The organism is Aeromonas sp. s11 (genome assembly GCF_040907945.1).
Lineage (GTDB): Bacteria > Pseudomonadota > Gammaproteobacteria > Enterobacterales > Aeromonadaceae > Aeromonas > Aeromonas veronii.
Genome location: NZ_JBFOCU010000024.1, coordinates 200,470 through 227,212, shown reverse-complemented (window position 1 = coordinate 227,212; position 26,743 = coordinate 200,470). Strand labels below are relative to the sequence as shown.

Below are 26,743 nucleotides of genomic sequence, written 5' to 3'. Positions count from 1 at the left end.
ATGGGTGATACTCAGGATCAACCGGCACAAGGAACTCGTCGCCTATGGGATATCGCCTGCTGCTTTCGCTACTGCTGTCCTGCATGCCTGTTCAACTGTGGGCCGAGCCCGTTCGTCTGACCACCCTGGAGTGGCCACCCTACACCAGCCAGAGCCTGCCCGATGGCGGCCTTACCGGTCATATCGTCAAGCGCGCCTTTGCCGAAGCGGGACTGGAAGTGACATTCGACTTCTACCCCTGGCAGCGGGCGGTGCGGCTGGCGGCCGACCCGACCCAGCCTTATAGCGGCTATTTTCCCGAGTACCTCTCCGATACCCTGCCGACCCTGTGGCGCAGCTCCCCCAGCGTGGGCGATAGCGTGCTGGGCATGGCGCAGCGCTCAGGCCACCCCATCCCCTGGCAACAGCTCACGGATCTCGCCCCCTACCGGATCGGCGTGGTGGAGGGGTACGTCAACACCCGTGAATTCGATGCCCTGATGGCCAGCAAGCACCTCAACACTGCCGCCGTCGATGCAGACCTGCTCAACCTGCGCAAATTACAGCGCGACCGGCTCGATCTGGCGGTGATCGACCGGGATGTCTTTCACTGGCTAATCAACCATGATCGCAAGCTGAGCAGCGCCGGATTGCAATTTCACCCGAAGATCCTCGAACACAAGAGCCTGCACATCATGTTTCGCCCCGATCAGCAGGCGTTGCAGCAACGGGTGGCGCAGGCCATTGCCAGATTGGATATTGCCAAGCTGAGCGAGGATTATCAGCGCCGCTATCTGCAGCAAGCACCTGCGGCCAAATGAGCCAACCCGCCGAAGTCAGCCCTTGCTGGCAAAAATAGCCTGAGCGCTGGCTTTTTCACCCTCTTCTGCCGCAATCGAGCCCTTTTTATGCCCCTCCCCTGCAGCCCTGCTGCCACTCTGTGCTGCCCCCATGACCACCCGCTGGCTTGGCCCCGAGTGATACCACTTTGTGAAAAAATGATGTTTTTGTTAGTACGTGGTTTTTAAGTGGTTTAATCAAAAATTCATCGAGTTATTGAAGTAACTCAATTTTTTCACTTTTTCAGGGGAGCAGAATAGCAACTAACCCTTTTGGGCTAAATAAAACAGACAATGACAATTCATGGTTCAGGCTACCCGCGGCAATATGGGTTGAATCACACGAGGTAACGGAATGATCTTGATGGAATTTTTGGTGGTACTCGGCTGCTTGCTGCTGGGTACCCGCTTTGGGGGCATGGGACTCGGTCTCATCAGTGGTATCGGTCTCTTCCTGCTGACCTTCGTCTTCGGCCTGGTGCCGGGCGAACCGCCTGTTCAGGTAATGCTGACCATTCTGGCGGTGATCGGCTGTGCCGCCACCCTGCAGACTGCCGGTGGCCTCAACCTGATGATGCAAGTGGCCGAGCGTCTGCTGCGCCGTCACCCGCAATACATCACTATCCTGGCGCCGCTCACGACCTGGACCCTCACCTTCCTGTGCGGTACCGGCCACGTGGTCTACACCATGTTCCCCATCATCGCTGACATCGCGCTGCAAAAGAACATCCGCCCCGAGCGCCCGATGGCTGTTGCCTCCGTTGCCTCCCAGATGGCCATCTGCGCCTCCCCGGTCTCCGTTGCCGTGGTCTCCATGGTCTCCATTCTGGCGGCCGGTCACGGTATCGGTCAGGCTTACGGCCTGCTCGACATCCTGATGATCGCCATCCCCTCCTCCCTGACCGGTGTCATCGTGGCGGCCCTGTGGAGCCTGCGTCGCGGCAAGGATCTGGACAAGGACGAAGAGTTCCAGGCCAAGATCAAAGACCCGGAGCAGCGCGCCTTCATCTACGGCGGTGGTGAAACCCTGCTCAACACCAAGTTCCCGAAAGAGGCCTACTGGTCTACCTGGATCTTCTTCGCCGCCATCGCTGCCGTGGTATTGCTCGGTGCCAACGAAGGTCTGCGTCCGGTGTTCACCATCAAGGACAAAACCGGCCCGCTCTCCATGAACCTGGTGATCCAGATGATGATGCTGATCGCCGGTGCCATCATCCTGATGCGCTGCAAGGTCAAGCCGGGCGAGATCGCCAACGGTGCCGTCTTCAAGGCGGGCATGGTCGCCATCTTCTCCGTATTCGGGGTGGCATGGATGAGTGAGACCTTCTTCCAGGCGCACATGCCCCTGCTCAAAGAGACTTTGGCCCATGTGGTACAGGCCCAGCCCTGGACCTACGCCCTGGTGCTGTTCCTCATCTCCAAGCTGGTAAACAGCCAGGCCGCCGCCCTCACCGCCATCGCCCCCATGGGTCTGGCGCTGGGTGTCGAACCCAAGCTGCTGATCGCCTTCCTGCCGGCGAGCTACGGCTACTTCGTGCTGCCGACCTACCCGAGCGATCTGGCCTGTATCGGTTTCGACCGCTCCGGCACCACCCGCATCGGCAAGTTCATCATCAACCACAGCTTCATCATTCCGGGGCTGATCGGGGTGGTGACCTCCTGCTCGCTGGGCTTTATCCTCACCAGCATCCTGCTCTAATCGCAGTCGCGTTTACCACGCTATTGCAATACAGGCCCCCGCTTCGGGGGCCTGCTTTTTTCCCGCTCTGTGACCCCAACCCTTTCCCGCCGCCATTTCCGGACACAATACCTTTACCTCTGCCCACGCCGCTGGGTAGCATGCCCCCTCGTTCACCACCGGAATCTCATCCATGTCTCGCGTCATCCTGCTCTGGAGCGGTGGCAAAGATGCCATGCTGGCCCTCTGTCATGCTCGCCAAGCGGGCCATCAGGTGATGGCACTGGCCACCTTTGCCCCGCCAGAGCCCCGATTTCTCGCTCACCCCTTGCCGCTGGTGCGCCGTCAGGCGGAAACCCTCGGGCTGCCCCATCTGCTGGTCACCATAGAAGCGCCGTTCGATCTCGGTTATGAGCGGGCACTGGCGCGGCTCAAGGAGGAGTGGCAACTCGATGGCGTAGTCACCGGCGATATCGACAGCGTGGGCGGTGCGCCTAACTGGATCCGCGAACGCTGCCGCCCGCTGGATCTCACCGTCCATACCCCGCTCTGGCAACTCTCCCGCGAGGCACTGCTGGCGGATCTGCTGGCACGCGGCATCGTCGCCCACCTCTCCTGCGTCGATACCCGGGTGCTGGCTCCCGAGTGGACTGGGCGCACCCTCGATGCCGCCACCCTCGCCGAGTTGCAACAACTGGCCGAGCGCGAAGGCTTCGATGCCTGCGGCGAGCAGGGGGAGTACCACACCATGGTGACCGACGGCCCGGGCTTTGCCGCCCCGCTGCGCCTCGATGACTGGCTGGTGGCGCGGCAGGATCACCTGGCCTATCTGGCCGAACCGCAGGGGTAACGGCCGCAAGCAAGCAGCCAACTCACTTAGCGCGCGAAAAATCGAGATAAAAAAACGGGAGGCAACAGCCTCCCGTTTGGATTTGAGCGGACCAGTTTTGAGCGGGCCATGACGACCCGAACAAGGGATAGACCGGCTTATTTTGCCAGCTTGCCCAGCACCCGCTGCAGCAGGCGGATGCGCGGCTCGATGCTCTCCAGCAGCAGGAACTCCGCCTCCGAGTGGAAACCACCGCCCATGGGGCCGAAACCATCCAGCGACGGCACCCCCGCGGCGGCGGTGAAGTTGGCATCCGAGCCGCCACCGGCCTCCAGCCAGTTGAAGGGGATCCCCTCCTCCTTGGCTGCCGCCTCCACCAGCGCCATCAGCGCCTCGGTGTCACCGCTCGGGCGCATCGCCGGCTTGAAGGTCTGGCGATCCACCTCGACCCGACAACCCGCGAGGAAGGGGTTGTTGGCCATAAAGGTGAGCCGGTCGTGCACCGCAGCGGCCTCTTCGTTGCTCCAGAAGCGCAAATCCACGATCGCCTCGGCAAAGTCCGGTACCACGTTGACACCGGTGCCGCCCTGTACCACGCCGACGTTCATGGTGGTGCCCGTGGTCATGTTGACCTGCTCGTTGATGGCCAGCACCCAATGCGCCAGCTCGGTGATAGCAGAGACACCTTCGGTCAGGGCCGAACCGGCGTGGGAGGCCTTGCCGTGGAAGGTGATGCGGTACTTGGCATTGCCCTTGCGGGCGCTGATGAGATCCCCATTGGAACGGGCTGCCTCGGCCACCAGCACGCAGCCACTCTGTTTGGCTTTTTTCACCAGCCAATCCTTGGACCAGGGGGAGCCAATCTCTTCGTCGCAGTTGTAGCAGACCAGCACCTTGAGCTTGGCAAGCAATGCCGGATCCATCTCTTTGAGGGCATACCAGATAGAGAGCAGGCCGCTCTTCATGTCCGACACACCGGGACCAAAGGCTTGATTGCCTTCGATTTTCAGCGGGCGCTTGGCCGCCGTCCCCTCGGGGAAGACGGTATCCATGTGGCCGCACAGCATCACGTCGTAGTGATCGGCACCCGGCGCATTGGTGATCTCGAGGCAGGGGCCGCACTCGGCAGCGAACTGGTGGCGGGTCACCTGCCAGCCGATGGCCTCATATTTCTCGGTCATGATGTCGGCCACTTTCGCTACCCCGGCCGGGGTGCGAGTACCGCAATCGAGGTTGATGAGCGGGGCCAAATCGGCCAGATAGTTATCGAGGGAAAACGGGCTCTTTACAACTGTCATTATCTTCTCCATGCAACAATCAGCGTTGATGGCCGATCGTCTATTGCAACAATGCGACACAGTGAGAAAAAGGCGGGCAGCCATGCCACCCGCCCGACCGGTAAATTCCAAACACCACTACATAACCCACATCACTACATGAACAGCAGATAGTTGAGGGTCAGCGCCGTCACCAGCGCCCCCGCCATCGGCACGCTGGTGCGTTTGACCACGGTAAAGGGAGATACCTTGGCAATCCCCGCACAGGCGATCAGTACCGCTGCGATGGGAGAGACGGTGCGGCCGATACTGGAAGCGAGCTGCATCGGCAGCAGCATGGTCACCGCAGGTACGCCAAACTTGGCCGCCACCGCCGGTGCCAGGGTCGAGAAGCTGAGGAACGCCGCGTTGCCGGAGCCCATGATGACCGCCGCCACCATGATCAGCGCCACCATCACCAGGGTCATCAGACCGCTGCCGATACCGGCATTGCTGGCAGAGTGCAGCAGGGTATCGATGGCGCCGATGGCCTTGAGGGATTCGGCAAACAGCTCGGCACAGACGATGAGCGCCACCACGGGGCCAAACACCTTGCCCATACCGTCGAGGAAGCTCGATAGCCCGGCAAAAGCGGTACGCACCGAGCGACTACGCAGCAGCTCGCACAGCATGCCGATAAAGACAGACAGCAGCATGGCCACCTCCACGCTCATCTTGATGTCGCTCACCAGCAGCTTGGAGAAGGTCATCATCAGCACGAAGGGGATGATCGGCAGCAAGGCATACCAGGTAGGCGCCTGCACGCTCTCGGTGCCCTGCTCGTCCAGCTCGGCGTGATCGCCGCGATGGAGCGCAGGATCCCAGCCATCCTTGCGATCGCAGTGACGCTGCCAGAAGAAGTGCAGCACCATGGTCACCAGCAGCATGGGAGCCACCAGCCAGATCTGGTAGTCAACGAAATAGCTGGTCGGATCCATGCCGGATTGGCCGGCGGAGAAGATGGCGTTGGTCTGGGTCGGGCCAATTTCAAACGCCTGTGAGGTGGCGATGACACCACAGGCGGAGGCCGGGCTGATGCCGAGGTTGCGCATCACCGGATACATGGTGACCATCAACAGCAGGCCAAGGCCGGTGGCGGAGGTGACGAACAGGGAGACGAATACCGCCACCAGATAACAGATGGAGAGCATCAGATAGCTGGACTGGATGCCCGCCACCGGTTTGACCGCCACCCGCACCAGCGCCTGGGAGGCCCCGATATGGGACATGTAGGTGGCAAAGCCCGCCACCGCCATGATGGTGAGGCCGAGGCCCGCCGCGCGGTAGGAGAAGATCCCCTTGAACACTTCGAACAGGTCGAACAGGGCGAAGCCGGTGCTCTTGTCAGCGGGGAGAATGGGGTGCAGCCCCAACCAGTAGGCCACTGCAAAAATGGCCATGCCCGCCAGCGCCAACACCGCCTGCGGGTTGTAATCCTTGATGATGCCGTAGACCACGGCGACCAGAACGAGCAAGACGAATAAAAGTTCCAATATTCACTCCTGATAAATTTATCGAAGAGCGAAATCTAGTGATCTGACCACTGTTTGCCTTTGATCCCTATCAATAAAGGTGCCGTCACCGTGATTCATTAGCATAATATGTCGGACATGTAACAATTTTTCGTTATTTCAACTGCCGGAAAACCTTTATCACCCCATATCCGGGAATTGTGTGACGCGACTCCCCTCTTTTTTGCGTTGGATCAACATATGACGGCGCCGAACTGGCGAAGATGCGCTTCGACATATAGCGACCATTTCGCGCCGGAGAGAGTTATGACAAGCCAAGCCACCGCAGGTGCTTCGACCTGCGACTACAAGCTGTGGGACATCCTCGTCGAGTCTGCAAAGGAACGCACTACCATTCGTTACTCCAAACTGGCCAAGCAGGCCGGGCTGGAGCAGTGCCAGGATGAACTGCGCACCCTGCTGCAACGCATCCGCATGTACTGCACCGAAAACAACCTGCCGATCCTCTCCGCCATCGTGGTGGATGACGTGGGCAAATACACTGGCCTCTCTTCCAGCCTGCCTGATGCACCCTGGGAACGGGCCCGGGTCTTTGACCATGAGTGGACCACCCTGCACTGATTGAGGTGCATTGATAATGCCGACCAAAACGCGCCCGCTGGCGCGTTTTGGCTATCTGGCGTTTGCCCCCTTCTCTTTTTCTCCTGCAATAGTCGATCTTCTCCCGCAATGCCCAACCCCATCGGGCATGCCAGCCCCACTGCTTCTGACCTTGTGCTCAAAATCGCCGTTCAGGTGTGACCAGTTCCGGTAAAACCCGCGAGCCGGACCATCGGCGTTGCCATGGGATTGCCACAATGCCAGAATCGGGCCCTTGCACTGCGTTGATTCGGATTTTCGGGCACGGCCACGGCCAGCGCCCACAAGAGAAGGACTCCCCATGGCCATCACCCTCTATGGCATCAAGAACTGCGACACCATCAAGAAAGCCCGCAAGTGGCTGGATGAGGCCGGTATCGACTACCGCTTTCACGACCACCGCGCCGACGGCCTGAACCCGGACGATCTGGACAGCTGGCTGGCAAAACTCGGCTGGGAAGCCCTGCTCAACAGCCGCGGCACCACCTTCCGCGCCCTGCCGGATGAGGCCAAACAGGGGCTCGATGCCACCAAGGCGCGCGCCCTGCTGCTGGAACATCCGGCCATGATCAAGCGCCCGCTGCTCGACCGTGACGGCGAACTGACTCTGGGTTTCAAGGCTGATCACTACCAATCCCTCTTCTCCCGTTAAGGACAACTAAGGACAACTGATGTCGGATGTCATCGCACTGGCCAAGGATCTGATCCGCCGCCCCTCCGTTACCCCCCTCGATGAAGGGTGCCAGACCCTGATGGCGGAGCGCCTCGCCAGGATCGGGTTCGTTATCGAGCCCATGGTGTTTGAGGACACCACCAATCTCTGGGCCCGTCGTGGCAGCGAGGGGCCACTGTTCTGCTTCGCCGGCCACACCGACGTGGTGCCCGCCGGGCCGCTGGACAAATGGCACACCCCGCCGTTCGAGCCGACCATCAAGGATGGCGTGCTCTATGGGCGCGGCGCCGCCGACATGAAGGGCTCGCTGGCTGCCATGGTGGTGGCGGTCGAGCGCTTCGTGGCCGAGCATCCGGATCACACCGGGTCCATCGCCTTTCTCATCACCTCCGATGAAGAGGGGCCCTTTATCAATGGCACCACCCGGGTGATCGATACCCTGGAGGCCCGCAACGAGAAGATCCGCTGGTGCATCGTCGGTGAACCCTCCTCCACCGCCGTGGTCGGGGATGTGGTGAAGAACGGCCGCCGCGGCTCCATCACCGGCGATCTGCTGGTGCGCGGGGTGCAGGGCCATGTCGCCTATCCCCATCTGGCTGACAACCCCATTCACAAAGCCGCGCCAGCGCTGGCGGAACTCGCTGCCACCGTGTGGGATGAGGGCAACGCCTACTTCCCCCCCACCAGCTTCCAGATCGCCAACATCTCGGCCGGCACCGGCGCCTCCAACGTCATTCCGGGCGAGCTGCAGGTCCAGTTCAACTTCCGCTTCAGTACCGAACTGACCGACCTGGATATCCGCGAGCGGGTCGAAGCGTTACTGGATAAACATGGCCTCGATTATCAGCTGAGCTGGACCCTCTCCGGCCAGCCGTTCCTCACCGACACCGGCGCGCTGCTCGATGCCGCTGTGGCGGCCATCGAGGCGGTGAACGGTCAGCGACCGGCCCTGCTCACCACTGGTGGCACCTCGGACGGGCGCTTTATCGCCCCCACTGGCGCCGAGGTGATCGAACTTGGCCCCGTCAACACCACCATTCACAAGGTGAACGAGTGCGTGAAGGCGGACGATCTGGATCTGCTGGGGGACATGTACCAAGGGGTGCTCGAGAGATTGCTGGCATGACGCAGGAACAACTGCTGGGGCTCGACGAGAGCCACCTTATTCTGGTGGGGCGCGGCCCCCACCGGCTGACTGCCGCCACCGCGGCGGCCTTCAACGACATGCAGGTAGCCGCCGCCTATGAGGGGTTCAACCTGCAGGCGGCCTCCAGCTGGCGCAGCTTCGAGCGCCAGCTCGCCATCTGGAATGGCAAGTGGCGCGGCGAACGGCCGCTGCTCGATGCCCACAGCCAGCCCATCGATTCCCTGCAACTAAGCGAGGTGGAGCGGCTGCACGCCATCCTGCGCTGGAGCGCTCTGCCCGGCACCAGTCGTCACCACTGGGGAACCGATCTCGACATCTACGACCCGGACTGTTTGCCTGCCGATACCAAACTGGCACTGGAGCCGTGGGAGTATGAAGCCGGGGGCTGGTTTGCGGATCTCAGCGAGTGGCTCAGCGACCATATGAGCGACTTCGGCTTCTTCCTCCCTTATGCCAAACCGGTCGGGGCAGAGAGCGGGGTAGCCTACGAGCCCTGGCATATCAGCTTCTCGCTGGAGTCCGACGAGCAGCGGCTCGATCCCGCGGCACTGGCGCTTTGCCTGCAACAGGCGGATATTGAAGGCAAGTCGACCATATTGGCCAACCTTGATGAAATTTTGGCCCGTTATGTCACCACCTGTCCTGACGAAAGGAAAATCCCATGAATCTCTGGCTGTGGATAGGGTTGCCGCTGCTGTTCCTGCTCGGGCTGTTTCTCAATGCCATCAAAGACATGAAACGGCTGGAGAAGCAGTTGCCCAACTACAAGGACAAGATCCGCGAAGTGAAGGATGACGAGGACGACTGAATCCCGCCCCATCCCGTGGGGAGCGCCCTTGTGCTCCCCTCTCCCTCTGCTGTGCCGTTTCGCTTTTCCCCGCCCTCTCCTCCCTGCGCATCCTGAAATCGACGCTCCTTTGACTCCGCTTTCGTTAACCCCGTCACAGTCAGAATATGGCGCGGCCATGCTGAAAAAAGGGATGAAAAATGTAAGAAAGTGCAAATTGATGCACAAATAAGCCACACAAGGGGGGCCTAACTGCATATAATGTGCCTACTTTGCACATTACCAGGAAGGAGTTCGCCCTTGGATGCCGCTACCATCAACAGTTTCTTTTTTGTCGCTGCCCTGTTGGTGGGAGCCAGCGTACTGTTGAGCGCCCTCTCTTCCCGCCTCGGTATTCCCATTCTGGTTATCTTCCTCGCCGTCGGCATGCTGGCCGGTGAAGATGGCCCCGGTGGCATCCACTTCGCTGACTACTCCATCGCCTATCTGGTGGGCAACCTGGCGCTCGCCATCATCCTGCTCGACGGCGGCATGCGCACCCGGGTCTCCTCGTTCCGGGTGGCACTCTGGCCTGCCTTGTCGCTGGCGACGGTCGGGGTGGCCATCACCACCGGCCTGACGGGGCTCGCCGCTGCCTGGTTGTTTGACCTCAACCTGATGCAGGGGATGCTGATCGGCGCCATTGTCGGCTCCACCGATGCGGCGGCGGTCTTCTCCCTGCTCGGCGGGCGCAGTCTCAACGAGCGGGTGAGCGCCACTCTGGAGATAGAGTCAGGCAGCAACGACCCCATGGCGGTGTTTCTCACCGTCACCCTGATCGAGGTGCTCGCCACCGCCCAACAAGGGCTGGATGGGGGCTTCTTGCTGCTGCAACTGGTCAAGCAGTTTGGTCTTGGCGCCGGGATCGGCCTTGGTGGCGGCTGGCTGCTGTGGCGCCTTATCAACACCGCCCGCCTGGCGCCGGGGCTCTATCCGCTGCTCACCGTCAGCGGCGGTCTGCTGATCTTCGCCCTCACCACGGCGGTCGGTGGCAGCGGCATTCTCGCCATCTATCTCACCGGTCTGTTGCTCGGCAACCTCGCCCTGCGCAGCCGCAGCACCACATTGTCGGTGCTGGACGGTCTGACCTGGCTCAGCCAAATCGGCATGTTTCTGGTGCTGGGGCTGCTCGCCTCCCCCCACAAGCTGCTGCCCATCGCCCTGCCCGCGCTGGCGCTGGCGATGTGGATGATCCTGTTTGCCCGCCCGGTGTCGGTCTGGATCGGGCTGCTGCCGTTCAAGAACTTCGCCCCCCGCGAGCGCTGGTTTATCTCCTGGGTTGGCCTGCGCGGCGCCGTGCCCATCATTCTGGCGGTCTTCCCCATGATGGCGGGGCTGCCCAACGCCCAGCTCTACTTCAACGTCGCCTTCTTTGTGGTGCTGGTCTCGCTGATTTTGCAGGGCAGCTCGCTACCGCTGGCCTCAAAACTGGCGCGGGTGGAGGTACCGGCACCGCCGTCGCCCATCAACCGCTCCGGGCTCGAAATCGATCTCGACAGCCAGTGGGAGACCTTCGTCTACCAGCTGGGGGAGGAGAAGTGGTGCATCGGCTCGCCGCTGCGGGATCTGCAGATGCCTACCGGCACTCGGATCTGCGCCCTGTTTCGTGGCCGCGAGCTGCTCCACCCCTCGGGCAGTACCTGTCTGCAGGCCGATGACATCCTCTGCGTCATCGGTCACGAACGCGACCTCCCCGCCCTCGGTCAGCTGTTCAGTCAGGCGCCGGAACAGGATCTCGGCCCCCGCTTCTTCGGTGACTTCCTGCTGGAAGCGGCCGCACGACTGGTGGATCTCGCCCCTCTTTACGGGCTGGATGTGAGCGAGGTGGCGGATCAGACACTGGGCGATTTTATTGCAAGCCAGTTGGGCGATAATCTGGTGGTCGGTGACAACATCGAATGGCAGGGCCTGATCTGGACCGTGGCCGAAATGGACGAGAGCGTGCCGGGCAAGATCGGGGTGCGCTTTCAGGAAGAGGACCCGGTCTGACTGACCGTCCCGTATCAAGTCCCCAGCAAGAAGGGAGAGTGTTATGCCATATCAAAGTTTGCTGTCCGGCCCCCTGCCCCCCGCTTCCAATCTGGGGGTCATTGAAGGCTTTTTTGGCAAGGGATGGAGCTGGCAGGCCCGCGCCCGCTACGCCCAGTGGCTGCCACGCCACGGCTACGGCTTCTATATCTACGCTCCGAAAGAGGATGGCTATCTGCGCAAGCACTGGGCCCTCCCCTGGCCCGAGCAGCAGCTGGCCGATCTCGCCGAGCTGGCGCGCCAGTGCCGCGCCAACGGGCTCGCCTTCGGGGTGGGCTTGAGCCCCATGGGGGCGCATCACGACTACGATCGCAAACGCTCGGCGCTGCTTGAGAAAGTGCTCCTCATCGACGAGATGCTCCAGCCTGACATTCTGGCGGTGCTGTTTGACGACATGAAGGGGGATACCCCGGATCTGGCTCGTCACCAGCTCACCATCGCCCACGACATCGCGGCCCACAGCAAGGCAAGCCGCCTTATCTTCTGCCCCAGCTACTACTCGACCGATCCGGTACTGGAGAAGGTGTTTGGCGCTATGCCTCCCCGCTATCTGGAGGAGCTTGGCGAACAGCTCGACCGCCGTTTCGAGATCTTCTGGACCGGCCCCAAGGTCTGCTCGACCGAGTATCCGGCGGTACACCTCAAACAGGTGACCGAACTGCTCGGCCGCAAGCCCTTCCTGTGGGACAACTACCCGGTTAACGATGGCAGCAAGGCGAGCAGCTACCTGCATCTGCGCGCCTTCGAGAATCGCCCTGCCGAGCTGGCAGAGCTGGTCTCTGGCCACGCGGTCAACCCGATGAAACAGGCAGCACTGTCCGCCCTGCCCCTCGCTACCCTGCCGATGAGTTACCGGCTCGGCAAGCAGTACGACCCCGACAAGGCGCTGCATGCCGCCCTCAACGCCACCTGCGGCCCGCAGATTTCGGCGATGATCGAGGCCGACCTGCCGCTGTTTCAGGATCTGGGGCTGGCACAGCTCACCCCCGAGCAGATTGCCGCCCTCAAGGCGCGCTATCTGCCGTTTCGTGACCAATCCTGCGTCGACGAAATCGTGCGCTGGCTGGACGGGGAGTATGTGTTCGATCCCGACTGCCTGACCGATTAAACCGCCCCTGCGGGGGGCAGAAAGGAGGTTGTATGGATGCACACCTGCTTTACCAGAATCTGGCGGTGATCGCCGCCTTCTTGCTGGTCTACAGTCTGATCGCGGGGCGCTTCGAGTCAAAGCTGGTCAACGGCCCTCTGCTATTTCTGCTGACCGGCTGGCTACTGGGACCCGGTGGGCTGGAGCTGCTCTCCCTCTCTATCGACAGCGCTGGCATCAAGCTGCTGGCCGAACTGACGCTGGTTATCGTGCTGTTCAACGATGCCGCCAACACCAACTGGCAGGTATTGCTGGCCAACCGCCAGCTCCCCATCCGGCTGCTACTGATTGGCCTGCCCCTCACCCTGCTTTGTGGCGCCCTGTTTGGCCACTGGATCTTCCCCGACCTGCCACTGCTGGAGATGGCGATCCTCTCCACCATTCTTGCCCCCACCGATGCGGCGCTCGGCAAGGCGGTGGTAAGCAACCCCGCGGTGCCGGCACCAGTGCGTGAAGGGCTCAATCAGGAGAGCGGCCTCAACGACGGCATCTGCGTGCCTGTGCTGCTTCTACTGCTGGCCCTTATCGCCCCCACAGAGCAGCACGCAGGCACCGCCACGCTGGCTATCACCCTGATGCTGGAGGAGATCGGCATTGGCCTGCTGATCGCCTTTGTGCTGACCAGCCTCACCATCCGGCTGCTGAAGATCTCCTATCTCAATGGCTGGCAACTGCCACTCTGGCGTCAGCTCACCATGCCGGGGCTGGCCCTGCTCTGCTTTGCGCTGGCCCAGACGCTGGGTGGCAGCGGCTTTATCGCCGCCTTTGTCGGTGGCCTCTTTATCGGCCACCGCCTCGGCGAGCACAAGCACGCCTATATGGACAGCTGCGAAGGCTACGGCGACCTGCTCTCCGTGGTGATCTGGATGGTGTTTGGCGCGACCCTGATGCCCATTCTGCCGGAGCTGCTGCACTGGCAATACTGGCTCTATGCCATTGCCAGCCTCACCCTGCTGCGGATGGTGCCGGTTTGGCTCAGCCTCATCGGTACCGGCCTCAAGCCGGAGCTCAAGCTCTTTATCGGCTGGTTCGGCCCGCGGGGCCTTGCCAGTATCGTCTTTGCGGTGATGGTGCTGCAAAACGAACCAGCCCTGATTGGCCAGCACCCCATCATCGCCACCGTGCTCTGCACCATCATATTGAGCGTCATCCTGCACGGCCTCACCGCCAACCCCTGGGTCGAGCGTTTCAAGCCTCGCTGAGCCACCCTGCGCCCATAAAAAATGCCACCGATCGGTGGCATTTTTCTTTTCTGCCGAGGGTCACTGACGGCGCTCACCCGAGCGCCAGCCAGACTCCCACCCCCAGCATCAGAGTACCGGCGATGCGGTTCATCAGGGTGACATTGCCGCTCTTGGCGAGGAAGTGGCGCAGAGTACGGCCACCGCTGGCATAGAGCAGCAGGCAGGAGAACTCGATAACCAAAATCAGCGCCACCAGCGCGCTGATCTGCGGCGCCATCGGCTTGTCGGCAGAGATAAAGGGGGGCAGCAGGGAGATCATGAAGGCCCACCCTTTGGGGTTGGCGATGGCGGTGACAAAGCCCTGCAGCGCCAGCCCCATGGCGCTGGTCTGTTGACCGGCCGAGAGATCCGCCGGAATGGCCATCTTCCCCTTGGCCTGCCACATCTGGATGCCAAGCCACACCAGATAGGCGCCCCCCACATATTTGAAGGCGGCGAAGATCCCCGGATAGTTGAGCATGATGGCTGCCACCCCGATCACCGACAGCACCGAGACCAGCCCGACCCCGATCAGCTCTCCCCACATCATGTGCAGGGTACGGCGCACCCCCAGGCTCATCCCCAGCGTCATCGACAGAGTCATGCACATGCCGGGGGTCACCGAGACAAAGAAAAAGGTCGGGATAAACAGAGCCAGAATGGCCGGATCGATCCAGCTGGACACAACACACCTCCATATGACGAGAGCGGGAAATCACGAAAACGGGACAGGATTGACACAACCCAGCCAGTTGTACCACATATTCAGGGGATAAAGCGCTCAATCATGCCTAAATGGCTCCTTTCTCACAAGAAAAAACCTTTTCTTCGGCACATTTCAGCAATAAAAGCCTGTGACAGCTCCTGACGTGCATGTGTAAGATGTCGGCTCCTCCAATTCCGGATTAGAGCCATTTATGTCATTGAATAATCTATCAATACGTGTCCAGGTCTTGATACCTTTGCTGCTGGCCAGCCTGCTGATGATGGTGATGATCGCCATCAGCAAACAGGGTCTGGATGAAGCCATCAATGACATAGATGAGACGACCCAGACCGTGGTCCAGCACAAGGACGATATTGCCAAACTGATCCACGCCACCTACCGGCTACGCACCAGCGCCATCTATGGCCTCTACGATGCCAAGCTGTTTGCCGTACTACCTGCGAACCTCAACAGCGCCGAGCAGGAGATCAACGCCATCCTCGGCCGTCTGGTGCTCCCCGGTGCCGAGCAGGATAACCGTCAGGTCGCTGCCGCCCTGCAGGCCTACCTCAGCCATACCCGCAGCAACATGCTGCCGCTGCTGGCGCAAAAACATCATGGGGGCGGCGATCCGGTCGCCTACGAGTCGGCTCGCCTCCATTTCCGTGAGCTGGGTGAACAGCTGATCAAGCAGATAGACAGCATGTCCGCCCACATCAACCAGCTGATCCAGCAAGAGCTGGCCGAAGAGCAGGCCCACTACGACGCCACCCTGCTGCGTACCCTGCTGCTCACCGCCGGTACCCTGCTGGCGGCGCTGATCTGCGGCTGGGTCCTCTCCGGGCGCATCGTCAGCCCCATCGGTCAGTTGCAAGAGGTGATGCACGCCGTGGCGCAAGGGCGCTTCAACGTGCGCGCCAAAGCGGAGGGCAACAACGAACTGACCCGTCTGGCCAAAGATATCAACCTCACCCTTACCCAGCTCGGCAACACCATCGAGAACCTGACTGGGATCAGCAACAGCGTTGCCTCCGCCGCCACCGAGCTGGCCGCCGTGATGACCCAGTCCGAGGCCAATGCAAAGCAGCAGCACAGCGAGATCGAACAGGTCGCCTCCGCCGTGACCGAACTCTCCAGCACCGCTGACAATGTCAACCACAATGCAGCCATCGCCGACGAGCTGGCGCGGGATGCCAATGGCCGGGTCGAACAGGGGCTCGCCCTCTTTACCGAAAGCATCGCCGCCAACAGCCGGATGGCAGGCAGTCTGGAAGATGCCGCCGCCATCGTGGCCCAGCTCAAGTCCCAGTCCGAGCAGATCGGCAAGGTAATTGAAGTGATTCAGGGGATCTCCGAGCAGACCAACCTGCTGGCGCTCAATGCCGCCATCGAAGCAGCTCGCGCCGGTGAAACGGGGCGTGGTTTTGCGGTGGTGGCCGATGAGGTGAGAATGCTGGCGGCCCGTACCCAGGACTCCACCAAGGAGATCCAGGCCATCATCGAGCGGCTGCAGAGCCAGTCCCAATCCGCCAACAACGGCGTACAGGAGACTCTGGAGATCCTCAGCCATAACCAGCGCTTGTCCGCTCAGGTGCAGGATCTGCTAAGCGGCATTACCGGTGCCGTACGCCAGATCAACGACGCCAACGCCCAGGTCGCCACCGCCGCCGAGGAGCAATCCTGCGTCACTGCCGACATCAACCGCAACATCACCAATATTCACGAGATCGTGAGCCAGAGTTCCGCCGGCATCAGCCAGAGCGCCAGTGCCAGCAACGAACTCTCCCAGCTCGCCGAGCAGCAACGCAAGCAGCTGGCCCAATTCCAGCTGTAAGCGCACAAAGTGAACCAGACAAAAAGGCCCGCAAGGGCCTTTCTTGTTGATGGAGCAATGGCTTTGTCTCTGTTTTAAACGCCATTTTTTGGCTTGTGGCGCCATAAGGGGCTGGGCTGCCCTGTCAAATATCGGTATGGTAGAGGCACGTTACTCCCCCTCACGTGAGCACACCATGAGCCTGAGATTCAAGAAACCCGCTTTTATCGCCTTGGGGCTCATCGCCCTCATTTCCGCCGCCTGGCTCGACTACTACCTGCCGGAGCACACCATCGCCACCATCACCGGGGTCGAGGTGAAGCGCACCGACAAGGATGGCCCCATCAGCCAGAAGAACCCGGCTGACGGCCCCACCACCGACGTCTATTACATCTACACCGAGCGCCCCGGCGAGAAGATCCGGGTGTTTCGCAATGAAGATACCGAGTGGGGCTGGCCCTTCTACTTCAAATTCAACGCCGCCGACGTCCAGGCCAAGGCTAAGTCCATGGAGTTCGAGAAACGCCTGGCCATCATCACCTCCTACGGCTGGCGCGTGAACATGTTCTCCATGTTCCCCAACGTCACCAAGATCGAGAGCACAGAGCCTGACGCCTCCACCTGGAGCTTCTTCCGCTGGTTCTGGTTCGGCCTCTGGGCCCTGGTGATGGGCAAAGCAGCCATCGCAACCTGGCGCTACTTCGATCGTCTTGAGGACGAGCTATGAGCGAGCCGAGCAAGACCCGCACCAGCTTCTACCGCCGCCTCTACGTGGCCTGGCTGATCAGCCAGGGCACGGATACGGTGCCTGCCATTATGGAGGCAACCGGCATGCCGCGCCGCACCGCGCAAGATACCCTGAGCGCGCTGGCCGAACTCGATATCAGCTGCGCCTTCGAGCAGACCGAGGGGGCTCGCCATCTGCAGGGACACTACCGTATCAGCGACTGGGGTCCCATCAATCCGGCGTGGATCAAGGCTCAACTGCCGCTTATCAAAGAGACGTTGAGCTATCCCTGAAATGATGTCGAGTCAGGCCTGCGACTGGGGAACCTATTGCAATCCGGCATGGATTAAGGCCCAGCTGCCGCTTATCAAGGAGACGCTGAGCTATCCCTGATCAGGGCGCTAAGCAACAATAAAAAAGAGGGGCCAGCCGGCAAGGCTGGCCCCTCTTTTTTCAGGCCGATGGCGTGACAGGTGGCCCTACTCGGGCATGGCCGAATCTTCCAGTTCCCCGTCAGACTCGCCGCGGGTGCAGTCGATGATGGAGCGCTTGGGGTTGTTGGGATCGCGCAGCAGCAGGGGCGCCAACCCATCGTCATGCTTCTGCTCGTCGCCAAACTCGCTGCCGTAGGCGTTGTGGGTCAACCGGCGGGCATTGGCGATGGGAGTATCGACAAAGAGAGCGTGCACTTCGAAGCTGGAAGCGGGCACGATAAAGCCGACCACCGGCAAGCCGTGTAGCTCCTCGTGCACCTTGTACCAGGCAAAGCCGTCGCTCACCTTGTAGGGGGTGTAGTTGGCCAGTTGTAGATTGGCGGGCCTGCCCGTCTCATCCACATAGAGATCGGTAAATTCACAGGTCGCCAGCCCCTGCCACATCCGCTCGAATGGCGTCGCACAGCCTGTCAGTTGCAACCCGGCCAGCAGCACCAAGCCTCTTTTCCACATTCCCCGCCCCTTCTTGCAAAAATGAACCGGCGCTCAGTCAAACGCCCGCAGCCGCGTCACCAGCAGATCGATAAAGCCCGGACGATCCAGCCCCAACAATACCAGCGCATTGGCTAGCTTGCCGTTCAGACCATAACGATCCACCACCGTCATCCCCACGGTATGCTCCCCGCTGGTCTCAATATCGACCCGGCACTCGACTCCGTGGAACAGCTCGGGAGCCAGCAACCAGGCAATGGTACAGGGGTCGTGGAGCGGTGCACCAGCAAATCCCCACTTGGGATCCCGATGGTAGATCATGAAAAAGTCGAGCAGCTCGGCCACGCACTGTGCCACCGGATTGGTGATGGCGCGCACCCGCGCGATATCCTCATCCATCACCTGCGCCTCATGGGTCACATCAAGGCCACACATGGTGATGGGGATACCCGACTTAAAGACCATATCGGCCGCTTCCGGGTCCACATAAATATTGAATTCCGCCGCCGGCGTCCAGTTGCCAGCCCCTGCGGCGCCCCCCATCAGCACGATGCGAGCAATCCTGGGTTTGAGCTCGGGATGTGCCGCCAGCAGCAGGGCGATATTGGTCAGCGGGCCGGTTGGCACCAGAGTCACGGGCTCCGGGCTCTCGCGCAGACATCTGGCCATCAGCTCGATCCCCGTCATCCCCTGCGGTGCAAAGGCGGGATCCGGCAGTTTGGGGCCATCAAGACCCGATTCGCCATGGACGTTGTCGGCGATGATAAGCTCCCTGGCCAGCGGTTTCGGTGCCCCCGCCCCCACCGGAATATCGTCACGCCCCAGCAAGGTGAGGATGCGCAGGGCATTGTTGAGGGTCTTGTCCGGCGTCTGGTTGCCCGCGCTGGTGGTGACCGCCAGCACGTCAAGTTCAGGGCTGGCCAGCGCCAGAATGAGGGCGATGGCGTCGTCGTGGCCGGGATCACAATCGAGAATAACGGACAGTGCCATGGGATGAGTCCTTACAACATAACAGGGAGCCATACCTTAACAAGCAAGCCTCGGATGAACTCGGGAGGGGGTCACAAAACGGGGCCTTGTTGCTGACCTGGGCGGTTTGCACTGTACACCGCCCCGCTCAACGCGGCTCATTATCAATAGGTTGCATGGCGTCATGCCGTTCATTTTCCGAGGCAGCGCACCGCCCATTCGCCCGGCCGCGCCGGTTCGGGTATGATCGCACCCCGTTTCCAGCCTTTGCCACCTATGTCCGTTATCCTCGACACCTTTATCGCCCCGCCCTGCAGTGCCGCCATCGAGACCCTGTTTGAGGATGAGCATCTGTTGCTCATCAACAAGCCGAGCGGCCTGCTGAGTCTGTCAGGCAAGAACCCGCAGAACCTCGACTCAGTTCACTATCGACTGGTGCAGGATTTCCCAGGCTGCACTCTGGTGCATCGCCTAGATTTTGGCACCTCAGGCATCATGGTGGTCGCCAGAAACAAGGCCATCAATGCCCTGCTCTGCCAGCAGTTCAGCCAGCGGGCGGTGAGCAAAGCCTACAGCGCCCTGTTGTGCGGTCATCTGATTGACGACGAAGGGGTTATCGACGCCCCCATCGCCAAGGACCCGGCCATTTTCCCGCTGATGAAGATCTGCGCCGCCAGTGGCAAACCCGCTCGCTCCCGCTATCAGGTAGTTGAGCGGCTGGAGCAGCAGATGCAGGGACAAACCGTGCCTTTGACCCGGGTACGACTGCTGCCGGAGACCGGCCGCACCCATCAGCTGCGCATCCATAGCCAGCTGCTGGGCCACCCCATCCTCGGCTGCGATCTCTATGGCGGACTGCTGCCAGCCGGCTGCGAACAGGCACCGCGGCTGATGCTGCATGCCAGCGAGCTGGATTTTACTCATCCGGTGAGCGGAGATCCGATGCAGATCCGCTGTGCAGCGCCTTTTTAGGAGCAATCAGTAGAGGTCGTCAGTAGATGGCAATAGACGCGAGTGCGGCGGGAATAGAGAAAGGGGTGACGGGAGAGGAAAAGCGGTAAACGGCGGATAAAGATAGGGGCCGAGCTTTCGCAACGGCCCCCACCCCCCACTCTTTGTGGTGCTATCAGATCAGCTTGCGGGCAGCGCCCAGTACGATCTTGATGGCATCAGATTCGGTCTTCGCCATGGTCTCGGCGTTCGGGATCTCTTGCTGGGTACGGTTGACGATAACGCCAGCCACCATACCGGCACGCAGGCCCTGGCTGGAGCACATGGTCAGCAGGGTTGCGGACTCCATCTCATAGTTCAGCACGCCCATGGCTTGCCACTCTTTCATGGAACCCTGGAAACGGCTCACTACACGGCCGGATACGGTGTCGTAACGCTCCTGACCCGGGTAGAAGGTGTCAGAGGAGGCAGTCACACCGATGTGCAGCTTGGAGCCCATCTCTTTGGCGGTGTTCACCAGCGCTGTGGTGCAGTCGAAGTCGGCAACAGCCGGGAACTCCATCGGTGCGAAGTGCAGGCTGGCACCGTCGAGGCGCACGGAACCGGTGGTCACGATCACGTCACCCACGTTCAAGTGCGGCTGGATGGCGCCAGTGGTGCCGATACGCAGGAAGGTGCGGATGCCCAGCTGGGCCAGCTCTTCTACCGCGATGGAGGTGGACGGGCCACCGATACCGGTAGAGCAGATGATCACGGCCTTGCCGTCCATCTCGCCACGCCAGGTAGTGAATTCACGATGGCTGGCCAGGTGCACCGGGTTATCCAACAGCTCTGCGATACGCTTCACGCGCTCGGGGTCACCGGGGACGATCGCCAGGGTGGCGCCTTGCAGATCCGCTTTCTTCAAACCCAAGTGAAATACATCAGACATATTGGACTCCTGGTTGCCCCCTGCCAGCATGGTCAGGGCACAAGTTAAGATGATTCTTTATGATACTTTCAAGCCTTTACCCCCCTCTTTGGGGAGGCGCCAACTATGGTCGAAAGCGCTTTCCAATTCCTTGAAGCGCCTCACACTTCCACGCATTGACAGTGACAAACATCGCGCAAAACGTTTGCTAACTCAATGAAATAATTGACAAACGTTTTTCTGCCAATCGAGTCAGATGCGGGAAAGTCAAGCCTGGTTCAGCGCTTAATTAACGACTCGTGATCGACCCCGTAAAGTTGTAAACAAGATGCTTTTGTATCCCTTTCTAGATGGTAGCCTAACTCTCAACTACCACTTAATGGCTAACTATAGGAAGTCCATCATGGCTACATTCAAATTCTATATTCCCGCTATCAACCTGATGGGTGCCGGCTGTCTGCAAGAGGCTACCGCCGATATCAAGGGTTACGGCTATCGCAAGGCGTTGATCGTCACCGACAAAATTCTCAACCAGATCGGCGTGGTCGCCAAGCTCACCACCCTGCTGGCTGAACATGGTATTGAAAGCGCTGTTTTCGATGAGACCAAACCCAACCCCACTACCAGCAACGTCGAAGCGGGTCTGGCCATGATCAAGGCCAACGGCTGCGATTGTGTCATCTCGCTGGGTGGCGGCTCGCCCCACGACTGCGCCAAGGGCATCGCGCTGGTCGCCGCCAACGGTGGCAGCATCAAGGATTACGAAGGGGTGGATCGCTCCGCCAAGCCGCAGTTGCCGCTTATCGCCATCAACACCACCGCCGGTACCGCCTCCGAGATGACCCGCTTCTGCATCATCACCGACGAAGCGCGCCACGTGAAAATGGCCATCATCGACAAGCACGTTACCCCGCTGATGTCGGTCAACGACCCCGAGCTGATGCTGGCCAAGCCAGCCGGTCTCACCGCCGCCACCGGCATGGATGCCCTGACCCACGCCATCGAAGCCTATGTCTCCACCATCGCCACCCCGGTGACCGATGCCAGCGCCGTGATGGCCATCGAGCTGATTGCCAAGCACCTGCGCACCGCCGTTCACCATGGCGATGACCTGCATGCCCGCGAGCAGATGGCTTATGCCCAGTTCCTGGCCGGCATGGCTTTCAACAACGCAAGCCTGGGCTATGTGCACGCCATGGCCCACCAGCTGGGCGGCTTCTATGACCTGCCCCACGGTGTCTGCAACGCCGTGCTGCTACCCCACGTTCAGGCGTTCAACGCCCAGGTGAGCGCCGCTCGTCTGAAGGATGTCGCCCGCTACATGGGTGTGGATGTGAGTGCCATGAACGACGAGCAGGGCGCCGCCGCTGCCATTGCCGCCATCAAGCAACTGGCGATGGATGTGAAGATCCCGGCCGGTCTGGAGCAGCTCGGCGTCAAGGCCGATGACTTCGGCACTCTGGCTAGCAACGCCCTGAAAGATGCCTGCGGTTTCACCAACCCGAAACAGGCCAGCCACGAAGAGATCGTCGCCATCTTCCGCGCGGCGATGTAACAGCAGCCGGATTGCCAGAAAGGGTCGCAGTGCGACCCTTTTTATTGGCTGATGGATCAATGGCTTTTTACTTCCGTGGAGGGAGTCGGTATGATTTGCCGAGCCAAAAAGACTGTATGGATGATCTGAACTCGATATGCGGATGAAACACCTGATTGCCGCGGCTTTGACCGCCCTCACCCTCTCCGGTTGCAGCCTGGTCTATCGTATCGATATTCCTCAGGGCAACTATGTGGAACAAAAACAGGTCGACAAACTGCGCCAGGGGATGACCCGCGAGCAGGTCAGCTATGTGCTGGGGACCCCCATGCTGCGTGACGGCTTTGACCCCAACACCTGGTACTACCTCTATGAATTCCAGCCGGGCCACGGCAACAAGGAGCGCAAAGAGCTCACCGTCACCTTCGCCAATGACAGGCTGACCACAGTGACGGGTGACTTCCCGCTGCCAGCAGCTTTCAATACCCCGCTCTGATATCCCGCAAAACCGGCCTCGCGCCGGTTTTGTTTTATCCAGCCCCGCGTAATTCATCCTGCCCTTGATCCTGTCAGGGGATACAGTGTCATCTCCCCCATTGCAGCTGCTCGCAAATTGCCTGATGCTGATGAGCAGCCACCATGGCATCAACACCATCGAATGACACAGGGAGAATCCCCATGAGCCGGATCCTGATTGCCGGAGCCAGCGGCCTGATCGGTCGCGAACTGGTGCAGCAACTGCCTGCCGAACATGAACTGACTCTGCTCTGTCGCAAGCCGGGCAAGGAGGCGCACCACTGGCTGCCGGTCAATTTTGATGATCTGGCTAGCGTCACCCTCTCCCGCCCGGTCGATATCGCTTTCTGTGCCCTCGGTACCACCCGCAAGGAGGCGGGCTCTGCCGAGGCGTTTCGCCGGGTCGATCTCGACTATGTGGTCGCCTTTGCCGAACTGGCCCGCCGCCACGGCTGTCAACGCCTCATCGTGGTCTCAAGCATGGGAGCCAGCACATCGTCCCCGGCGCTCTATCCGCGTACCAAGGGGGAGATGGAGCAGGCCCTGCTGGCCCAATCCTGGCCACGGCTCGCCATCGTGCGGCCCGCCATGCTGCTCGGGGATCGCCAGCCACCGCGCCTCTCCGAGCAGATCTTTCAGACCATCTACCCGCTGTTTCGGCCACTGCTGGTGGGCAAGCTCGCCCGCTGGCGCGCCATCGAGGCCCGTCAGGTGGCTCGCGCCATGATCGCCCTCTCGAAACTGCCCGCCGGATGCGAGATTGTCGAGAACGAGCAACTGCTGGCCCTCTGAACTAGGCCTTCCCCACTACTTACGCACAGTGCTGCAAAAACAAAAGAGCAAGCCAATTGGCTTGCCCTTTGTTTATCTGTTGGCGATGTACCCTGACCGCCTCTTGCCATCACAGGCCGCGCTCGACTGTCAGGGCAACATCCATCAACCGCAAATATGGTCGATAAAGGCGTCGATCTGCTCGCGAGTGCAGGCAGGGTTCATAAATACCGCCTTCTCCCCGGCGATGTAGGAGTACTTGCCGCGGGCGTCATAGTCGGAGTGGGCCACCGCCTCCACCCAGTTGGTGTAGAGCCCAACCTTGCCGCGCCCCTTGAACAGGCTGCGGTGGTAATCGGTATTGCGCTGCAGTCGCGCCTTGTAGGCAGGGTCACTGGAGCGGGCCAACTCGAAGGCAAATTCGGCCTCCGGATCGCTCACCCACTCGGGGTTGTAGATCTTGAAGCCGACGCTCGGCCCCTGATTCTCCTGCGCCACCAGCTTGACGTTGCCCAGCTGGCTTAACCGGAAGCGGAAGTAGTTGGCATTTTGCAGGCAGTGGGCCAGCACGGTGCGATACCCCTCCACCCCCATGTAGTTGAGCGCTGCATAGGCACCGAACAGACCGCTCGCGCCGCGGGAGCACTCGATGGTGGATTGCAGGTGGGTCTGGCCCTGAATGTCCCGCTCGAAGTAGGAGAAGTTCTCCGGGTCATTCTCCATCGCCTTGAGGTCATCCTGCTCTTTAATCATCACCAGACTGGAGGTGTAGGGTACATAGCCCCACTTCTGGAAATCGACGGTGAAGGAGTCGGCATATTTCAGCTCGGCAAAGCGTGCCACGTTGCGCTCGATCCCCGCCAGGGTGGCGCTGTTGATGGCGAGCGGGTTGGCGGCAAAGTCGTAACCCAGGAAGAAGATCATCGACCAGCCGATAGCGGCGTCGACGTGGATATGGGGCTTGACCGCCACCTCGAACTGCTCGCAGAGGCGATTGCGCAGCTCGAACACGGGTTTCACCTGATCCACCCCGAAGGTGTCGGTGGTGCCCATGGTGAGCATGATGGTGGGCACCACGTGTTTCAGGGCAAAACAGGCGGTCAGGGTGCGTTCGAGGTGGTCGAGATCGATGTCGTTGTTCTCGCCGACCTGAATGCGGATGGTCTTGTTCTCGATATCGACCCCGAGCAGGGAGAGGTTGGTGATGTTGGAGTAGTGACCGCCCTGGGAGTTGATGATGCGGTAATCCTGATAGTGGCCGAGCCCCTTGTGCTTGGCCTCCGGCAAGCTTTTGCGAATGCCGAGCAAGTAGCCATAGAGGTTACAGAAGGTCCCCCCCTGGGTGAAGATGCCGGTGGCGCGAGCCGGGTCGTAACCCGCCAGCAGGGCAATCTGGCGCACTACCTTTTTCTCCAGCTCCTCGGCCACTCCGGCATATTCGGAGTAGACCAGATTGGGGTTGGCCAGAATGCCCAGCTGGGCACCGTAGATGGCGGGATCCGCCGACATGGTGATGACGTTCTCGACGCTGGAGGGGTTCTCCCAATCCTTCGATAGAGCAGCGGCAAACAGCAGCTCGGCCATCGGCTCGCCCGGGGTGCGCATGGTGGCGGGCACCGGCATGGTCTCGCAGAGATCGGCCAGGCGGGCACGGCCATCAGGCCAGTCATTCAAACGGGCATCGGGGGCCAGGCCACGGACCCGAAATTCGTTGAGGGTGGCAAATCCGGGTTCGCGAAAAACGGGCCAGAGATCGGGATTGCGCGAGAAAAAGTTGGCTTTGACGGTGGCGAAACGGGCGGAAAAATCGGGGTGGACGGCATTGACGTTTTCGTCTTGCAGATAAACTAAGTCACTCATTTTTATACCATTAGCACAGCAAATGTGCGGCCGTTATACCCCTGAGGCAGCGGGGCCGACAGTGACAATATCTAATGGCCTACCCTACTTTTTGTCATGTATCAGTCATCACAAGGGCTGGCAAAAAGGCGCCTTTGAGGCGCCTCTTTATATTTCGTGATCTTGCTCCCATCCTGGCTGACTGCGCCCTCACTACCGGACCGCCATCCGCGCAGCGCCCCCTCAACGCAGGGAGGCCAACAGCCACTCGGCAAACTCCGCCAGCTCGCCCTGCTGATGTGGGAAAGCCGCCAGCCAGGGCTGCAGGCGCGCGGCAACAGCGTCCGGTCGATAGCCGCAACCCGCCAGTTCGGCCGCCAGCCGATCAAACGGGGCCGGCTCCAGAGTATCGCTAAAGAGCTGTGCCCGGGTGATGACCCCCTTCTCCACATCAAAGTGCAGCTCCACCCCGCCCCAGCTGAACCGCTCCTCCAGCAGATGGCTGAAAGCCGGTGCATGGCCGTAGTTCCACTCCCAACTGTGCTGGCGGGCGAAGGTCTCGGCAAAGCCCGGCAGATCCGGCATCTGCTCCGGGGAGATATGCTCGGGCTCAACTCGCGCGCCGTAATGGTGGAAAAAGGCCTCCTGCAGCGCCTCGCTCACCTGTTGATGGTCGATCCCCGGCAGCAGTTCGCACAGATTGGCCACCCGGCTGCGCACCGAGGTGATCCCCTTGGCCGCCAGCTTCTTGGGGTCGGGGTTGAGGTAGTTGGCAAGGCGGCCGAGATCGGCATCCAGCAGCAGGGTGCCGTGGTGGAACCCGCGATCCAGAGTCTCCCGATAGGCCGACCCCGATACCTTGCGCTCCCCGTCCGGGGTCGCCACCAGCAGATCGTTGCGACCGGAGGCAAACGCCTCGATCCCCAATCGCTTAAGCCCATCCAGCACGATGGCGGTGGAGACGCTCTTGTCATACTCCGGCTTGCCCGCCATGAAGGTGAAGCAGCTGTTGCCAAGGTCGTGGAACACGGCGCCGCCACCGCTGCTGCGACGCGCCAGGGTGACCCCGTCCTCCTCCATGCGGCGGGTATTGCACTCCTTCCACGGATTCTGGGCACGGCCAATCACCACGGTATTGGCATTGCGCCAGAGGAACAGCACCCGCTGGCCGGGGTCCATCTGGCGGAAGATGCACTCCTCAACGGCCAGATTGAACAGGGGATCGTGAGAGTCAGAGACAAGCAGACGCAGAGCTGTCATGGGAAAGCCTTTATCAAGTCATTAG

At 60.8% G+C, this 26,743-nt stretch carries 26 protein-coding genes; 18 read left to right on the top strand and 8 right to left on the bottom strand.

Going from position 1 to position 26,743, the window contains the following annotated elements:
• The first annotated feature begins 44 nt into the window (after window positions 1-44).
• The 3 genes from AB5Y84_RS07445 (at window position 45) to AB5Y84_RS07435 (ending at window position 3,346) form a co-directional block, all read left to right on the top strand.
• Window positions 45-800: a substrate-binding periplasmic protein gene (locus tag AB5Y84_RS07445; protein WP_368176697.1), complete on the top strand. Its 756-nt coding sequence runs from the start codon at window positions 45-47 to the stop codon at window positions 798-800.
• Window positions 801-1,173: 373 nt separating this feature from the next.
• Complete coding sequence (locus tag AB5Y84_RS07440; RefSeq protein WP_005337916.1) at window positions 1,174-2,517, top strand: anaerobic C4-dicarboxylate transporter; 1,344 nt, start codon at window positions 1,174-1,176, stop codon at window positions 2,515-2,517.
• Window positions 2,518-2,689: 172 nt separating this feature from the next.
• On the top strand, window positions 2,690-3,346 hold the full coding sequence (locus tag AB5Y84_RS07435) for a hypothetical protein (RefSeq protein ID WP_368176696.1): 657 nt from the start codon (window positions 2,690-2,692) through the stop codon (window positions 3,344-3,346).
• 137 nt (window positions 3,347-3,483) lie between these two features.
• Here the strand turns inward: AB5Y84_RS07435 and AB5Y84_RS07430 are convergent, their stop codons facing one another.
• Both AB5Y84_RS07430 and dcuC read right to left on the bottom strand, forming a co-directional pair.
• A complete protein-coding gene (locus tag AB5Y84_RS07430) occupies window positions 3,484-4,623 on the bottom strand; it encodes a M20 family metallopeptidase (RefSeq protein WP_368176695.1) in 1,140 nt (379 codons plus the stop codon).
• A gap of 134 nt (window positions 4,624-4,757) precedes the next feature.
• Window positions 4,758-6,134, bottom strand: coding sequence for a C4-dicarboxylate transporter DcuC (gene dcuC, locus AB5Y84_RS07425; RefSeq protein ID WP_005350454.1), 1,377 nt, complete (start codon window positions 6,132-6,134; stop codon window positions 4,758-4,760).
• A gap of 285 nt (window positions 6,135-6,419) precedes the next feature.
• Here dcuC and AB5Y84_RS07420 point away from each other — a divergent pair, with 285 nt between their 5' ends.
• The 8 genes from AB5Y84_RS07420 (at window position 6,420) to AB5Y84_RS07385 (ending at window position 13,775) form a co-directional block, all read left to right on the top strand.
• Window positions 6,420-6,734 carry a hypothetical protein gene (locus tag AB5Y84_RS07420; RefSeq protein ID WP_005337929.1) on the top strand — a complete coding sequence of 105 codons (315 nt, stop codon included), beginning with the start codon at window positions 6,420-6,422 and terminating at the stop codon, window positions 6,732-6,734.
• Window positions 6,735-7,053: 319 nt separating this feature from the next.
• Window positions 7,054-7,404, top strand: a complete 351-nt coding sequence (locus tag AB5Y84_RS07415; RefSeq protein WP_076492392.1) for an ArsC family reductase — start codon at window positions 7,054-7,056, stop codon at window positions 7,402-7,404.
• A 19-nt stretch (window positions 7,405-7,423) separates the two neighbouring features.
• The gene (gene dapE, locus AB5Y84_RS07410) at window positions 7,424-8,551 is read left to right on the top strand and encodes a succinyl-diaminopimelate desuccinylase (protein ID WP_368176694.1); all 1,128 of its coding nucleotides are present in this window, start codon (window positions 7,424-7,426) and stop codon (window positions 8,549-8,551) included.
• Window positions 8,548-9,237, top strand: a complete 690-nt coding sequence (locus AB5Y84_RS07405; RefSeq protein WP_368176693.1) for a M15 family metallopeptidase — start codon at window positions 8,548-8,550, stop codon at window positions 9,235-9,237. The genes dapE and AB5Y84_RS07405 overlap by 4 nt, the downstream gene beginning before the upstream one ends.
• A complete protein-coding gene (locus AB5Y84_RS07400; RefSeq protein WP_005337933.1) occupies window positions 9,234-9,380 on the top strand; it encodes a hypothetical protein in 147 nt (48 codons plus the stop codon). Before AB5Y84_RS07405 ends, AB5Y84_RS07400 begins: the two co-directional genes overlap by 4 nt.
• A 279-nt stretch (window positions 9,381-9,659) precedes the next feature.
• Window positions 9,660-11,387, top strand: coding sequence for a potassium/proton antiporter (locus AB5Y84_RS07395; protein WP_005337934.1), 1,728 nt, complete (start codon window positions 9,660-9,662; stop codon window positions 11,385-11,387).
• 43 nt (window positions 11,388-11,430) lie between these two features.
• Window positions 11,431-12,534, top strand: coding sequence for a beta-N-acetylglucosaminidase domain-containing protein (locus tag AB5Y84_RS07390; RefSeq protein ID WP_368176692.1), 1,104 nt, complete (start codon window positions 11,431-11,433; stop codon window positions 12,532-12,534).
• A gap of 32 nt (window positions 12,535-12,566) precedes the next feature.
• Entirely contained in the window at window positions 12,567-13,775 is a 1,209-nt protein-coding gene (locus AB5Y84_RS07385) for a cation:proton antiporter (RefSeq protein ID WP_368176691.1), read from the top strand.
• A 73-nt stretch (window positions 13,776-13,848) separates the two neighbouring features.
• Here AB5Y84_RS07385 and AB5Y84_RS07380 read toward each other — a convergent pair whose 3' ends face one another.
• A complete protein-coding gene (locus AB5Y84_RS07380; protein WP_005344345.1) occupies window positions 13,849-14,481 on the bottom strand; it encodes a LysE family translocator in 633 nt (210 codons plus the stop codon).
• A 232-nt stretch (window positions 14,482-14,713) separates the two neighbouring features.
• On the opposite strand from AB5Y84_RS07380, the gene AB5Y84_RS07375 reads away from it, so the two are divergent.
• The 3 genes from AB5Y84_RS07375 to AB5Y84_RS07365 all read left to right on the top strand — a co-directional run bounded on the left by AB5Y84_RS07375 (window position 14,714) and on the right by AB5Y84_RS07365 (window position 17,335).
• Window positions 14,714-16,336 carry a methyl-accepting chemotaxis protein gene (locus AB5Y84_RS07375; RefSeq protein WP_368176690.1) on the top strand — a complete coding sequence of 541 codons (1,623 nt, stop codon included), beginning with the start codon at window positions 14,714-14,716 and terminating at the stop codon, window positions 16,334-16,336.
• Between the two features lie 175 nt (window positions 16,337-16,511).
• Window positions 16,512-17,042: a DUF1523 family protein gene (locus AB5Y84_RS07370; protein WP_005350438.1), complete on the top strand. Its 531-nt coding sequence runs from the start codon at window positions 16,512-16,514 to the stop codon at window positions 17,040-17,042.
• The gene (locus tag AB5Y84_RS07365) at window positions 17,039-17,335 is read left to right on the top strand and encodes a helix-turn-helix domain-containing protein (RefSeq protein ID WP_005344341.1); all 297 of its coding nucleotides are present in this window, start codon (window positions 17,039-17,041) and stop codon (window positions 17,333-17,335) included. The genes AB5Y84_RS07370 and AB5Y84_RS07365 overlap by 4 nt, the downstream gene beginning before the upstream one ends.
• Before the next feature lie 186 nt (window positions 17,336-17,521).
• On the opposite strand, the gene AB5Y84_RS07360 is transcribed toward AB5Y84_RS07365, so the two are convergent.
• Both AB5Y84_RS07360 and rihA read right to left on the bottom strand, forming a co-directional pair.
• Complete coding sequence (locus tag AB5Y84_RS07360; protein WP_100646349.1) at window positions 17,522-17,989, bottom strand: hypothetical protein; 468 nt, start codon at window positions 17,987-17,989, stop codon at window positions 17,522-17,524.
• A 33-nt stretch (window positions 17,990-18,022) separates the two neighbouring features.
• Entirely contained in the window at window positions 18,023-18,958 is a 936-nt protein-coding gene (gene rihA / locus AB5Y84_RS07355) for a pyrimidine-specific ribonucleoside hydrolase RihA (protein WP_368176689.1), read from the bottom strand.
• A 222-nt stretch (window positions 18,959-19,180) separates the two neighbouring features.
• Between rihA and AB5Y84_RS07350 the strand changes: the two genes are divergently transcribed.
• A complete protein-coding gene (locus tag AB5Y84_RS07350) occupies window positions 19,181-19,909 on the top strand; it encodes an RluA family pseudouridine synthase (RefSeq protein WP_279498036.1) in 729 nt (242 codons plus the stop codon).
• A 154-nt stretch (window positions 19,910-20,063) separates the two neighbouring features.
• Here the strand turns inward: AB5Y84_RS07350 and udp are convergent, their stop codons facing one another.
• Entirely contained in the window at window positions 20,064-20,819 is a 756-nt protein-coding gene (udp, locus tag AB5Y84_RS07345; RefSeq protein WP_005337975.1) for a uridine phosphorylase, read from the bottom strand.
• Window positions 20,820-21,201: 382 nt separating this feature from the next.
• On the opposite strand from udp, the gene yiaY reads away from it, so the two are divergent.
• From yiaY to AB5Y84_RS07330, 3 genes are all read left to right on the top strand, one after another.
• Window positions 21,202-22,353: an L-threonine dehydrogenase gene (gene yiaY, locus AB5Y84_RS07340; protein WP_368176688.1), complete on the top strand. Its 1,152-nt coding sequence runs from the start codon at window positions 21,202-21,204 to the stop codon at window positions 22,351-22,353.
• 136 nt (window positions 22,354-22,489) lie between these two features.
• On the top strand, window positions 22,490-22,828 hold the full coding sequence (gene bamE / locus AB5Y84_RS07335; RefSeq protein ID WP_368176687.1) for an outer membrane protein assembly factor BamE: 339 nt from the start codon (window positions 22,490-22,492) through the stop codon (window positions 22,826-22,828).
• Between the two features lie 182 nt (window positions 22,829-23,010).
• Window positions 23,011-23,640, top strand: coding sequence for an NAD(P)H-binding protein (locus AB5Y84_RS07330; RefSeq protein ID WP_368176686.1), 630 nt, complete (start codon window positions 23,011-23,013; stop codon window positions 23,638-23,640).
• Window positions 23,641-23,784: 144 nt separating this feature from the next.
• Here the strand turns inward: AB5Y84_RS07330 and AB5Y84_RS07325 are convergent, their stop codons facing one another.
• On the bottom strand, window positions 23,785-25,479 hold the full coding sequence (locus AB5Y84_RS07325; RefSeq protein WP_368176685.1) for an aspartate aminotransferase family protein: 1,695 nt from the start codon (window positions 25,477-25,479) through the stop codon (window positions 23,785-23,787).
• Window positions 25,480-25,701: 222 nt separating this feature from the next.
• Window positions 25,702-26,718 carry a lipoate--protein ligase A gene (locus tag AB5Y84_RS07320; RefSeq protein WP_368176684.1) on the bottom strand — a complete coding sequence of 339 codons (1,017 nt, stop codon included), beginning with the start codon at window positions 26,716-26,718 and terminating at the stop codon, window positions 25,702-25,704.
• Window positions 26,719-26,743: the final 25 nt, after the last annotated feature.